The 12,487-nt window shown below is 68.3% G+C and carries 11 protein-coding genes; 9 read left to right on the top strand and 2 right to left on the bottom strand.

The genetic code is table 11. The features are described from left to right. The first annotated feature begins 21 nt into the window (after nt 1-21). On the top strand, nt 22-1,188 hold the full coding sequence (locus tag ACH413_RS46500; RefSeq protein ID WP_360048800.1) for an RNA-guided endonuclease TnpB family protein: 1,167 nt from the start codon (nt 22-24) through the stop codon (nt 1,186-1,188). Between the two features lie 306 nt (nt 1,189-1,494). Here ACH413_RS46500 and ACH413_RS46505 read toward each other — a convergent pair whose 3' ends face one another. Then, the gene (locus ACH413_RS46505; protein ID WP_360048780.1) at nt 1,495-2,832 is read right to left on the bottom strand and encodes a cellulose binding domain-containing protein; all 1,338 of its coding nucleotides are present in this window, start codon (nt 2,830-2,832) and stop codon (nt 1,495-1,497) included. A gap of 140 nt (nt 2,833-2,972) precedes the next feature. On the opposite strand from ACH413_RS46505, the gene ACH413_RS46510 reads away from it, so the two are divergent. The 3 genes from ACH413_RS46510 (at nt 2,973) to ACH413_RS46520 (ending at nt 7,166) form a co-directional block, all read left to right on the top strand. Then, on the top strand, nt 2,973-4,022 hold the full coding sequence (locus tag ACH413_RS46510; RefSeq protein WP_360048782.1) for a methionine synthase: 1,050 nt from the start codon (nt 2,973-2,975) through the stop codon (nt 4,020-4,022). 91 nt (nt 4,023-4,113) lie between these two features. Next, the gene (locus tag ACH413_RS46515) at nt 4,114-5,967 is read left to right on the top strand and encodes a glycoside hydrolase family 9 protein (RefSeq protein WP_360048784.1); all 1,854 of its coding nucleotides are present in this window, start codon (nt 4,114-4,116) and stop codon (nt 5,965-5,967) included. A 38-nt stretch (nt 5,968-6,005) separates the two neighbouring features. After that, the gene (locus ACH413_RS46520) at nt 6,006-7,166 is read left to right on the top strand and encodes a hypothetical protein (RefSeq protein WP_360048786.1); all 1,161 of its coding nucleotides are present in this window, start codon (nt 6,006-6,008) and stop codon (nt 7,164-7,166) included. Here the strand turns inward: ACH413_RS46520 and ACH413_RS46525 are convergent. After that, nucleotides 7,153-7,632, bottom strand: coding sequence for an N-acetyltransferase (locus ACH413_RS46525; protein ID WP_360048788.1), 480 nt, complete (start codon nt 7,630-7,632; stop codon nt 7,153-7,155). The two genes, ACH413_RS46520 and ACH413_RS46525, sit on opposite strands and share 14 nt — an antisense overlap. Nucleotides 7,633-7,696: 64 nt before the next feature. Between ACH413_RS46525 and ACH413_RS46530 the strand changes: the two genes are divergently transcribed. The 5 genes from ACH413_RS46530 to ACH413_RS46550 are packed head-to-tail and all read left to right on the top strand — an operon-like array spanning nt 7,697 to nt 12,081. Then, a complete protein-coding gene (locus ACH413_RS46530) occupies nt 7,697-8,218 on the top strand; it encodes a hypothetical protein (RefSeq protein WP_360048790.1) in 522 nt (173 codons plus the stop codon). Next, on the top strand, nt 8,215-8,772 hold the full coding sequence (locus tag ACH413_RS46535) for a YdeI/OmpD-associated family protein (protein WP_360048792.1): 558 nt from the start codon (nt 8,215-8,217) through the stop codon (nt 8,770-8,772). The genes ACH413_RS46530 and ACH413_RS46535 overlap by 4 nt, the downstream gene beginning before the upstream one ends. A gap of 5 nt (nt 8,773-8,777) precedes the next feature. After that, a complete protein-coding gene (locus ACH413_RS46540) occupies nt 8,778-9,431 on the top strand; it encodes a hypothetical protein (protein WP_360048794.1) in 654 nt (217 codons plus the stop codon). A 33-nt stretch (nt 9,432-9,464) separates the two neighbouring features. Beyond that, complete coding sequence (gene ligA / locus ACH413_RS46545; protein WP_360048796.1) at nt 9,465-11,588, top strand: NAD-dependent DNA ligase LigA; 2,124 nt, start codon at nt 9,465-9,467, stop codon at nt 11,586-11,588. Next, complete coding sequence (locus tag ACH413_RS46550) at nt 11,581-12,081, top strand: GNAT family N-acetyltransferase (RefSeq protein WP_360048798.1); 501 nt, start codon at nt 11,581-11,583, stop codon at nt 12,079-12,081. Before ligA ends, ACH413_RS46550 begins: the two co-directional genes overlap by 8 nt. Nucleotides 12,082-12,487: the final 406 nt, after the last annotated feature.

Below are 12,487 nucleotides of genomic sequence, written 5' to 3' on the forward strand. Positions count from 1 at the left end.
ACAATGCGTGTCGTGAGCAAGATGTGCGTGAAGCGGGCGTTCAAGTACCGCTTCTACCCGACCGACGTGCAAGCGGCAGAGCTGTCGCGCACGTTCGGTTGTGTGCGTCTGGTCTACAACATGGCCTTGGAAGCACGCGCCACCGCATGGAGCAGCGAGCGGCGGCGCGTCACCTACAGCGACACGTCGGCCATGCTCACCGCGTGGAAGAAGACGGAGGCGTTGGGGTTCCTGCGCGACGTGTCCAGCGTTCCGCTGCAACAGGCGCTGCGGCACCTGCACAGCGCTTTCGGGAACTTCTTCGCCAACCGTGCACGTCATCCCCGCTTCAAGTCGTGCAAGAGGTCTCGTGCGTCAGCGGAATACACCAGATCGGCGTTCCGATGGCGTGATGGTCGGCTCTCGCTGGCCAAGATGGCGGCACCGTTGGCCATCGTGTGGTCCAGGCCGCTACCCGATGGCTCCGAACCGTCAACTGTCACTGTGAGTCGCGACAGCGCTGGACGCTGGTTCGTCTCGATGTTGGTCGAGACCGATGTGGATCACTACCCGCCCGCTGCTTCCGTCGTAGGTCTCGATGTCGGGCTGAGCGCGCTGGTGACGCTCTCCACGGGAGAGAAGATCCCCAACTTCCAGCACGAAAAGAAGTGCCGAGAACGACTGGCAAGGGCGCAGCGTGCTCTCGCCAGGAAGCAGAAGGGATCGGCGAACCGGCAGAAAGCACGCCGCAGGATCGCACTGCTGAGCGCTCGCATCGCCGACCGGCGGCGAGACACCTTGCACAAACTCAGCACTCGGCTCGTTCGTGAGAACCAAGCGATCGTGATCGAGGATCTGAACGTGCGCGGCATGCTCCGCAGTCGTTCGCTGGCGCGCGCGATCTCTGATGCCTCGTGGTCGGAGTTGCGTCGCATGCTCATCTACAAGGCCGCGTGGTACGGCCGTGAGGTGATCACGATCGATCGGTGGTTCCCGTCGACGAAGACCTGCTCTGCGTGCGGGCAGCGGGTCGAAGAGTTGCCGTTGAAGGCGCGGGCGTGGACCTGCTCGTGCGGAGCGGTGCACGACCGTGACGTGAACGCCGCGAAGAACGTCCTGGCCGCCGGGCTGGCGGTCGCAGCCTGTGGAGACGGTGTCAGACCGACCCGGCGTCAGCCGGCGAGGCAACCGTCGCAGCCTCCCGTCTGAGGGAGAAGAAGCAGGAAATGTCTGGCGCGAGCCGGACGGACCTCCGCCCTCGGGCGGAGGACAAGCCAATCGTGGCAGCGTAATCACTCTGAAGGTGGTGTCACGCAGCGTTGGAGCGGCCTTACTGTCCGACAGGCTTGATCGCTCAACATCGGAGGTGGGCACCATGGGTGGTTGTTCTTGCTGTGGCGGTTGCACGGGTCCGGGTTGCGGTTGCTGCAGCTCCTGCTGAGCGCCCTGACGGAATGAGGAAGGCCGTTGCGGGGACGGAAGTTCCCGCAACGGCCTTCGCTCCGCAGGGGTGAATCAGCCCGTGAAGGTCTTGAACATGTTGGTGAATTCCCAGTTGGCCTGCGAGATTCCACTGCACGTGGGCGAAACACCGCCGCCGGGGCACGAACCGTTGTCGCGGCCGGCCGACCAGAACGCGATCCGCCCGACGTGGTTGGCCTTCGCGTAGTCGACGACCTTGCGCGCGTCGGCCTGGGTGGTCGTCGGGCCCGTGTCGTTGCGTCCGATCATCGGCGTGAGGCCCAGCAGTGCCTTCAACTGCGCGTCGGACTTCGACGGCCAGATGGCGCGCATCTGTCCGAGGGTGGCGTTCGCGGCGTTGACCATCGCGTCGCCCCAGTTGCCCGTGTAGCCGAAGTTCATCAGCATCGGGTTCACGAGGACGTTGACGCCCTTGGCGGCCGCGTCCTTCAGCACGTCCACCGAGTACGGGTCCATGCCGTAGTCCTGGCCCTGGATGCGCATCGTGTAGCTGACGGTGGTGCCGCGGGCGTCCTGCAGCCTCTTCAGCGCCGCGTTCACGGTGGCCTGCGGGATCGTGGCTTCCACGTCCACGTCGATGCTGTTCGAGCCCACGGCGTCGAGCACCTTCACGTACGCGTTGTAGAGCGCGTCGACCGACGAGCAGACGTGCTCCAGGTACGGGCCCATGGCGCCGCCGGTCGCGACGATGACGCTGCCGCCCGCGGCCTTCAGAGCCCTGGTGTCGTTGATGATGCGGCTGTCGTTCAACGGGACCGTGCCGCCCCACGCCGGGTCGCAGCCGGCCGACGAGCCCAGCGCGAACGCGAGCGTGAAGTGCTTCTGGCCGGTCGCGTTGGCCACGTCCATCAGTGACGGCGTTGGCATCGTGATGTCGATGTACGGGGCTACGCGCGCGCTACCGGGCGTGGGCGGCACATCGGACGTCGTGGTGGTGGTCGGCCCAGTCGTTGTCGTGGTCGTCGTGGTGGTCGTAGTGCCACCACCGCCGCCGCACGGGACGCCGTTGAGCTTGCAGTTCGCAGGCAACGCCGAGCCGCTCACCAGGAAGCCGAAGCTGGTCGAGGCACCCGCGGCGACGTTGCCGTTGTACTCGCGGTTGGTGAACGTGTGGTGGTTGCCGCTGCTGGTCGCCGTGGCGTCCCAGTAAGAGCCGAGGGACGCGCCGGCGAGGTCGAACTCCAGCTTCCAGCCGGCCAGCGCGGTCGTGCCCGCGGTGATCGTGAACTTGCCCTGGTAGCCGGAGCCCCAGTTCGAGTCCAGGCTGAAGGCGGCGGATTCACCGGCCGCGGAGGCGGTGGGGGCCAGGGCGACGAGTCCGGCCACCAGTGCGGTGGCGGCCCCGGCGGCGAAGAGCGCAAAGCGGGCCATCGGGTGTGGTCCTTCCGGCAGGGGAGGAAGGGAGTGGTGCAGGACCACGGGGCGCGTCGCGGTCCTGCACCACGTACAGGGAGGCGCCCGTACGTTCAGCGCCTGCTCAGTCACGGTAAGTGGCCTAGACCACAGCGTCAATGGGTCTAGACCTATTCTGTCCGCCGGACAGTGGAACAATCCGGTGGGTGCGTGGAGCAACTGGAATCGGATCGCTGCCCGGAACCGACATCGACGAGGCGGCGCGCGTCGTCGTCGGAGAACTGCCTGAGCTGCCGCACGTCCCGGAGCTGCCTGGCCGGGGAGTCGGCGCGGACATGATCGGGCGCACCGCCGGCCTGCTCGTCGACCTCGCGATCGAGGTCGTCACGTCCGGCTACCGCGTGACCCCGCGCCCCGGCCGTGACCACCGCCGTGCCGTCGACCTGCTGCGCGGTGACCTGGACGCGTTCGACGAGGCGTTGGAACGTGCGGGTGCGCAGCCTGAGACCGTCAAGGTGCAGGCCGTCGGGCCGTGGACGTTGATGTCGAACATCGAACTGATGCGCGGCCATCGGGTGCTCACAGACTCAGGCGCTGTGAAGGAGTTCGCCGCGTCGCTCGCCGAGGGCCTTCAGTTGCACGCGGCCGAGGTCGCCAAGCGCACCAAGGCGAAGGTCGTCGTGCAGATCGACGAACCGGGCCTGCCCGCCGTGCTGCAGGGCCTGCTGCCGACGCCGTCCAAGCTCGGCACCGTGCCCGCCGTGCCGGGGCCCGACGCGCGCAACGTGCTCGCCGTGGTGATCGAGGCCCTGAAGGACCACGAGGTGATCGTGCACTGCTGTGCGCCGCACCCGCCGTTGACGCTGTTGCGCGAGGCAGGCGCGACGGCCATCGCGTTCGACGCGACGCTGATCAAGGGTGCAGAGGCGCTCGACGAGATCGGCGAGACGTGGGAGGCGGGCACGACGCTGGCGCTGGGTCTGGTGCCGAGCCTCGACCCCGGTGTGCCGGTGACGTTGAAGGACGTCGGGCAGCGGGCGTTCACGCTGGTGGATCGTCTCGGCTTCCCGCGGTCGATCCTCGCCGAGCAGGCGCTGCCCACTCCGACGTGCGGTCTAGCGGGTGCTACGTCCACTTGGGTCAAACGTGCCCTGTCGCTGACCCGCGACCTTTCGATGGCGTTTTCGGAACCGCCTGAGGGCTGGTGATGTCCGGTTTGTGCGGCTAGTCTGCTGCGAACTATTAGGAAACTTTCTTAACCGAAGGCCAATCGCCGGGCCTGGACCGGGAGTTCCCCTCATGCGCATCAGACTGGCGGCGCTCGTCGCCGCAGTGCTCACAGGTGTGGTCGTGGCGCCTGCCCAGGCCGCGCCCACCGGCCAGATCCGGCTGGATCAGGTCGGGTTCGGCACCTCCGAGCAGAAGCACGCCTACGTGCTCGGAGGCGCCGCGAACACCAAGTTCTCCGTTGTGGACAGTCGCGGTCGCACCGTGCTGACCGGGAAGACGGGTGCCTCGACGGGCTCGTGGAGCGAGAAGTTCCCCGCTGTGTACCCGATCGACTTCTCCAAGGTCAGGGCGCCGGGGACGTACCGGATCGAGGTCGGCACGACGACCTCGCCGGCCTTCAAGGTCGACTCGCTGAAGAAGCTGTTCTCGCCGGTCGCGCACAACACCGTCGAGTTCTTCCAGGCGCAGCGCGACGGCGCCGACGTCGTCCCGGGCAGGCTGAACCGCAAGCCCGCGCACCTCACCGACCGCGAGGCGCTCGTCTACGAGGCGCCGGTGTTCGCGGGCGAGGGCGGCGACCAGATCGCGGCACCGTTGAAGCCGACGGGCGCGAAGGTCGACCTCGAAGGCGGCTGGTTCGACGCGGGTGACTTCGTGAAGTTCACGCACGCCTCGTCGTACTCGACCGCGTCGATGCTGCTGGCGTTGCGCAACAAGCACAACGACGCCCTCTACGACGAGGCCAAGTTCGGCCTCAAGTGGCTCGACAAGGCGTTCGACGAGAAGACCGGCACGCTCTACGCGCAGGTCGGCATCGGCACCGGCTCCGAGGAGTTCGGCTTCGTCGGCGACCACGACGTGTGGCGCCTGCCCGAGGCCGATGACAAGCTGAACGTGCAGCCGGGCGACAGCGAGTACTTCATCAAGTACCGCCCGGTGTTCCGCGCCAACGTCGCCGGCGAGAAGATCAGCCCGAACCTCGTCGGCCGCGTCGCCGGCTCGTTCGCGCTGGCCGCGCAGATCGAGGCCGACCGCAACCCGCGCGTCGCGCGTTCGTACCTGGACAAGGCCGCGCAGCTCTTCGCACTGGCCAAGACCACGGACGTCGGCGAGCTCGTGACGGCGTTCCCGCACGCGTACTACCCCGAAGAGTCGTGGACCGACGACATGGAGTTCGGCGCCACCCAGCTCGCCCTGGCCGCGAAGGCGTTGCACGACAAGCGCTACACGCAGTTCGCGAAGGCCGCCACGCACTGGGCCAAGGAGTTCCTGGCGACGCAGGACCCCGACACGTTGAACGTCTACAACATCTCCGCGCTCGGCCACGCCGACCTCGCCCCGTTGCTGAAGAAGGGCATCCCGGGCGCCGAGGTGACCGAGAAGCAGATCGTCGGCGACATCCAGCGCCAGCTGCAGAAGGGCGCGGACGCGGCCAAGACCTCGCCGTTCCGCACCGCAGCCAACGTCGAGACCTGGGACGTCGGCTCACGCACGTTCGGGTACATCACCACCGCCGCGCTGTACGAGAAGGTCACCGGCTCGAAGCAGTACGAGACCTTCGGAACGCAGCAGCGGGGCTTCGCCCTCGGCACCAACGCCTGGGGCACGTCGCTGATCGTCGGCGTCGGCACGAGGTTCCCCGAGTGCCCGCACCACCAGGCCGCGAACCTCTCGGGTTCGGCCAACGGCGGCCCGAAGGTGCTGGTCGGCGCCGTGATCAACGGCCCGAACGACGCTTCGCTGTTCGGCGACCTCGGTGAGATGCCGGCGGGTTCCGTCGACTGCACCAAGCCGTACACGCTCGAGTTCAACTCCGCGAAGTCCGTGTTCGCCGACGACCTGCGCTCGTGGCCGAGCTCCGAACCGGCCATCGACTTCACGGCGACGGGCGTGCTCGGGTTCTCGCTGATCGCGAACTCCTGAGTGGCGCCTGCGCGGGCCTGGGTGTCCAATTCGGACTTGTGCTCAGGCTCGCGCTGGTCTTCTTGCTGCTCACGGCCGGTACGGCGCATGCGCTGCCGGTGAAGGTGTCCTGCCGAGTTCCCGGCGTGCACGACGCGGACGTCATCCGCGTCGTGCACGCCGTCGGTCTTTCTCGGGGCGTGAGCGACAAGGTGATGCTCGCCGGGTTCGAGGCCGGATGGGTCGAGTCGCACATGAACAACCTCGACTGCGGCGACGCGGACTCGCTGGGCGTGTTCCAGCAGCGGCCGTCGATGGGCTGGGGCGCGCCGGAGCAGATCATGGACGTCTCCTACGCCGCGGGCCGGTTCTTCGAGTACGCGGTGCGCGTGGACCGGCCTGATCTCTCCGCGGGGCGGCTCGCCGATGCCGTGCAGCGGTCGTGCTGCCCGGAGCGGTACGACCAGGCGGAGGCGCGCGCGGGTTCGATGCTGCGGCAGGCGTGGCAGGGCGGTCCTGAGGTCGCCGGCGGGGTCTACGTCGTGGGGGACGGCGACGTCTGGGCCGATGGCGTGCGGCTGAGCACGTTGGGTGCCTTCGTCGGACGTCCTTCGGTGGCAGGCCGGTTCGTGTTCGCCCGGACGGCTCGCGGGGAGGTCGTGGCGTTGGTCGACGGGGCGTGGCGGCCGGTGGCTTCGGGCGTGGCCGGAGACCCCGAGGCCGTGCTCCGTCCTGATGGGACGGTCGACCTGTACGCGGTGCTGGCCGACGGCGGCGTCGCGAAAATGTCAGACCCGCTTGAGATGATTGGGATGGGGGGTGGATCCCCCCAGGGGGCCGGTGAGTCCGTATCGATTCCGAAACGGCAGGCCACGAGCTGGCAGGCCGTGAGCCCGGCCGGGTTCGCCGTCGGCAAACCGTCCGTGATCGCCTACCCGGACGGGTCCGCGGCCGTCTACGTCCGCTCCGGCACCAAGCTCATGGCCGCCGCCGCAGGCACGTGGCGCGAGCTCGCGCAGGGCGTCGACGCCTCACCCGAAGCGGTGCTCCGTCCAGACGGAACTGTCGGCATCTACACCCTGATCGACGGACGACTGAACCGCCTCACCACGACCTGGGAACCGTTGGGCGAAGGCCGTTTCATCGACACCGTGTCTGCACAGGCAGACGGCACGGTCTACGCGCGCACGGCCGAAGGCAAGGTGCTCAAAGCCGGTTGAACGGCTCCGCGTACCGGAACGCCCCCGCGGGCACGTCACCGAACGACCGGGCCTGGAAGTGCGGCGCCCACGCGGAAACCGGCGGCGTGATCCCGAACTCCGACGCCAGCCGGAACCCGAACCGCGAGTAGTACTTCGGGTCACCCAACAGGATGACCGCGAGCTCGCCCCGAGCCTCCGCCGCACCCAGAACCGCGTGCACCAACGCCGACCCGATCCCCGCCCGTTGGTGCGAGGGATGCACGGCGATCGGCCCGAGCCCGAGCACCGGCACGTCGTCGACGTACCCCCGCGTGCACACGACGTGGCCCAGAACCCCGTCCTCCACCAGCGAGAACTCCGGGATCCAGCCCTCGTCCGCGCGCAGCCAGTCGATCAGCGGAGCTTCCGGCCCGTTCTTGAACGCGAGATCGGTGACGGTGCGGATGGCGTCGATGTCTGCGGGCGTCTCCCGCCGGATCAGCATGAGGCGCACTGTGGCCAAACCCGTCGCCGCGCGCCACCGAGTTTTCGCCGCCATACTCCGCAGCGTGGTCGTGAGACAGACCTTGATGGTGTGCGTACTTGCCGTGCTGGCCTATCTCGGCGTGTGGTGGGCGTTCAGCGGAACCGACGAACCTGCCCAGTCGGCACCGGAATCCATGTTCCTCACCGACTACTCCAAGGCGGAGAAGGGCAGTTGCGTGCGGTTCAACGGCCCCGGTGAGAACGACCTGGGCCTCACCGTCGTCGACTGCGGCGGCGGCCGGGCCGCGTTGAAGGTCGGCACCGTGCTGACGGAGACCAGCGCGGAGTGCCCGCGCGGTGACTACAAGGTGTTGCGCGACACCAGGCACGACGCCGCCCTGTGCCTGATGCCCAACGCCGCGCGGGGCGACTGCTTCGAGCTCGACACCGACGACCTGCAGAGGTCCGTCGTGTCCAAGTTCGACTGCGCGGCGCCGCGGGTGAACGTGCAGGTCGTCGACATAGCCGAAGAAAGTTGCCCCGAAGAGGCCGAACTCGGTGTTCCCTATGAGGACATGACGCTCTGCCTGAGGAGGGTGCGTTGATCGTCTTCGAGGAACCCGCGCAGTTCGACGCGTGGCTGCACGAGAACGGCTCCAGCGAGACCGAGCTGTGGATCAAGTTCGCCAAGAAGGGCTCGGGGATCAGGTCGATCAACTACGGCGAGGCGCTCGACATCGCGTTGTGCCACGGGTGGATCGACGGGCTCACCCGGTCCGTGGACGAGACCTGGTACTCGCAGCGGTGGACGCCTCGACGGCCGAAGAGCAAGTGGTCCAAGCGCAACTGCGGCAAGGTCGAGGAACTGATCGCCGCGGGTAAGATGCTGCCGGCCGGGCTCAACGAGATCGAGAAGGCCAAAGCGGACGGACGCTGGGACGCGGCCTACGCGGGTCCGGCGACGATCGAGGTGCCGGACGATCTCACCGCGGCCTTGGAGGCCAATCCCAAGGCGGCCGAGTTCTTCAAGACGCTCAACAGCCAGAACAGGTATGCCGTGTTGCTGCGCATTCACGACGCGAAGAGGCCGGAGACGCGGCAGAAGCGCATCGCCCAGTTCGTTGAAATGCTCGCCGAGGGACGCAAGCTCTACAGTTGAGAATCATGAAGTGGTTCCGCCGCAGCAAAGCCGAAGACGTCGTCCCCGCCCACCTGCCGAACGCCGAGGAAGCCGCACAACGGTTTTGGGAACGGTGGTTCGAGCTGGTACCGGTGGTCAGCGCGGCGCTGGGCGACGGCGAACCGCACCGGGTCGAGGACGAGCTGCGGGACCTCGTGAGCTCGTTGCACCCGGACCTCATGTTCTCTCTCGAGCAGGGCCACATGGCGATGTACGCGCTGGTGGTCACCGGTCAGGAAGACCCGCGGCTGCGCCCGTACACCGACGCGTGGATCGACGCCGCGCCGCCGTCGGACATGGTGTGGGAGTTCCACGACTCGGTGCCGCCGGTGCCGGACCCGACCGAGGTGATCATCAACCTCGGCCAGGTGCGGATGCGGCTGGGGGACTACCGGGTGGTGGCCCAGGTGGACGGTGACGTCGTGGACGTCGCGGTCTACCACCCGGCGCTCGCGGACCTGAGCGACCAGCACCGGCAGACGATGACGTTCCTGCCGCTGGACGTCACTCTCGGCGAGCGGCTGGCGGGGGAGCGGTTGCGGCGCGTGGAGACCGCGGAACTGGAGCCGCAGGGCACGATCAGCCTGCTGGAGCTGCGTTCTCTGGTCAGGGAACTCGCCGGGGAAACCGAGCGCTGAAAACTGTCAGACCTGGTCACTAAGCTGTGGGACGTGACCAGCGAGAGCCTTGAAGACGTCCCGGCAGAGGTCCGCGAGCGGCATGCCGTGCTCGCGGAAGAGGTGCGCTCGCACCAGTTCCGCTACTACGTGCTGGACGACCCGATCGTCACCGATGGTGAGTTCGACGGTCTGCTCAAGCAGCTGGAGGCGTTGGAGGCCGAGCATCCCGGCCTGGCGACGCCCGAGTCGCCGACGCAGCTGGTCGGCGGCACGTTCTCGACCGAGTTCAAGGCGGTCGACCACCTGGAGCGCATGCTCAGCCTGGACAACGTCTTCGCGCAGGACGAGCTGACGGGCTGGTTCGAGCGCGTCGGGAAGGAGATCGGCTCCGGCACGCACTTCCTGTGCGAACTGAAGATCGACGGCCTCGCGATCAACCTGCTCTACGAGAAGGGGCGGCTGACGAGGGCGCTCACTCGCGGCGACGGCCGTACCGGCGAGGACGTCACGCTGAACGTCCGCACGATCGGGGACGTTCCGGTGGTGCTCGAGGGTTCCGCCGAGTACCCGGTGCCGGAGCTCGTCGAGGTGCGCGGCGAGGTCTTCTTCGCGGTGGAGGACTTCCTAGCCCTGAACGCCTCGCTGGTCGAGCAGGGCAAGCCACCGTTCGCGAACCCGCGCAACACCGCGGCGGGGTCGTTGCGGCAGAAGGACCCGAAGGTCACCGCGTCGCGCAAGCTGCGGATGATCTGCCACGGCATCGGCAAGACCGAGGGCTTCGAGGTGGCCAGCCAGTCGCTGGCCTACGAGGCGTTGAAGGCGTGGGGCCTGCCGACGTCGCCGCACACCGAGGTGCTCACCGACCCGGCGGACGTCCGCAAGAAGGTCGAGTACTGGGGCGAGCACCGGCACGACGCGGTCCACGAGATCGACGGCCTCGTGATCAAGGTCGACGAGGTCTCGCTGCAACGGCGCCTGGGCACGACGTCCCGCGCGCCGCGGTGGGCCATCGCCTACAAGTACCCGCCGGAAGAGGCCACGACGACGTTGCTGGACATCCAGGTCCAGGTGGGTCGCACGGGCCGCGTCACGCCGTTCGCGCTGATGGAGCCGGTGAAGGTGGCCGGTTCGACGGTCGCGCGGGCCACGCTGCACAACGGGTCCGAGGTCAAGCGCAAGGGCGTGCTGATCGGCGACCGCATCGTCATCCGCAAGGCGGGCGACGTGATCCCGGAGGTGCTCGGCCCGGTGCTGGCCGCGCGCCCGGCCGACGCGCGCGAGTTCGAGATGCCGACCCGGTGCCCCGAGTGCAACTCGGTGCTGCGCGCCATGAAGGAGGGTGACGTCGACATCCGCTGCCCCAACGCGGAGACGTGCCCCGGCCAGCTGCGCGAACGCCTGGCGTACCTGGCTTCTCGCGCCGCGCTCGACATCGAGGTGCTCGGCTACGAGGCGGCCGCCGCGATCACCGAGTCCACGATCTACACCAACGAGGCCGACCTGTTCGACCTCGACGCCGAGGCGTTGCGGCAGGTCGAGCGCTTCACGACGAAGAACGGCGAGCTGTCCGCGAACGCGGTGAAGCTGCTGGACAACCTGGAGGCGGCCAAGGAGCGTCCTCTGTGGAGGGTGCTGGTCGCCCTGTCGATCCGCCACGTCGGCCCGACGGCCGCCCGCGCGCTGGCGCAGCAGTTCGGTTCGATGGACGCGATCATCGAGGCTCCAGAAGAGGCGCTCGCCGGTGCCGAGGGCGTCGGCCAGACCATCGCGACGGCCGTGGTCGAGTGGCGCGAAACGGAGTGGCGCCAAGGCGTCGTGGAGCGCTGGCGGGCCGCAGGCGTGCGGATGGAGGACGAGCGCGACGCGTCCATCGTGCGCAACCTCGAAGGTCTGTCCATCGTGGTCACCGGCTCGCTGACGGAGTACTCGCGCGACTCGGCCAAGGAGTCGATCCTCGCCCGCGGCGGCAAGGCGGCGGGCTCGGTCTCCAAGAAAACCGCTTTCGTGGTGGTCGGCGACTCGCCAGGATCCAAGTACGACAAGGCCGTCTCGCTGAAGGTCCCGGTCCTCGACGAGGCCGGCTTTCGCGTCCTGCTGGAACAGGGGCCGGACGCGGCGAGGGAGGTGGCCCTTCCCGTCGAAGCTGACTCAGTGGAAGAAGGCGCAGATGGCTGATCTGATCATTCGCCCGGCAACGGAGGCCGACCTGCCCGCGGTCGGCGCCGTGACGGTCGAGGCGTACCGCGCGGACGGCTTCGTGGGCGCCCACGACGACTACGCGACCATCCTCGCCGACGCCGCCTCCCGCTTCCGCGACGCCGACCTGCTCGTCGCCCAGGACGAGTCCGGCACCGTCCTGGGCTCGGTGACGGTGGTGCACCCCGGCACGCCCTACGCCGAGATCTCCAGGCCGGGCGAGCTGGAGTTCCGCATGCTGGCGGTGACGGCGGCAGCCCGCGGCCGCGGCGTGGGCGAGACCTTGGTGCGCGCGGTGGTCGACAAGGCGCGCGAGGCCGGCGCGACCCACGTCGTGCTGTCGTCGTCGGAGAAGATGCTGGCGGCGCACCGGTTGTACGAGCGACTGGGGTTCACGCGGCTGCCGGACCGCGACTGGTCGCCGCTGCCGGGTGTGGACCTGCGGGCGTACGCGTATGGGATCCCGCTCTGAGCAGGGCGGACACGTCTTCTGCCGATCTTGTCGGACCCTCTGGGTAGGTTGAGTTGTAGGGGGTCTCAGGTCGGGGGGACGCCTGCGTCAGCGTGCGGTTCTTGTGTGGGCTGCGGCCTTTAGGGCCGCGACCATTGCGGGTGGGTGGCTGGCTTGCGGGTGGTCACCGTGCGGGCGGCCTGGTCGCCTTGCGTGCTTCCCCTGGGGGCGCTGCCCCCAGACCCCCGGCAATCTGATCGGGGGATAGCGCCACACGCGGGTAGATGGCACGCCTGTTGCGTTGGGCGGCTGCCTGTTGCTTAGAGGGTTGCGTTGGCGGTGGGGTCCCGTCACGAGCCGAGCCAAGAGCGGGCCACACCTGAGGAGGGGTGTCAACTCGACGAAAAGCGTGTCGAGTTGACACCCC

It is taken from the genome of Lentzea sp. NPDC020367, from assembly GCF_044387305.1.
In the GTDB taxonomy this organism is placed as follows: Bacteria; Actinomycetota; Actinomycetes; order Mycobacteriales; family Pseudonocardiaceae; genus Lentzea.

Coding starts and splice junctions, on each gene's coding strand:
- ACH413_RS46500 (WP_360048800.1), top strand. CDS start 22: ATGTGCGTGAAGCGGGCGTTCAAGTACCGCTTCTACCCGACCGACGTG.
- ACH413_RS46550 (WP_360048798.1), top strand. CDS start 11,581: ATGGCTGATCTGATCATTCGCCCGGCAACGGAGGCCGACCTGCCCGCG.
- ACH413_RS46540 (WP_360048794.1), top strand. CDS start 8,778: ATGAAGTGGTTCCGCCGCAGCAAAGCCGAAGACGTCGTCCCCGCCCAC.
- ACH413_RS46510 (WP_360048782.1), top strand. CDS start 2,973: ATGGGTCTAGACCTATTCTGTCCGCCGGACAGTGGAACAATCCGGTGG.
- ACH413_RS46515 (WP_360048784.1), top strand. CDS start 4,114: ATGCGCATCAGACTGGCGGCGCTCGTCGCCGCAGTGCTCACAGGTGTG.
- ACH413_RS46525 (WP_360048788.1), bottom strand. CDS start 7,632: ATGCTGATCCGGCGGGAGACGCCCGCAGACATCGACGCCATCCGCACC.
- ACH413_RS46505 (WP_360048780.1), bottom strand. CDS start 2,832: ATGGCCCGCTTTGCGCTCTTCGCCGCCGGGGCCGCCACCGCACTGGTG.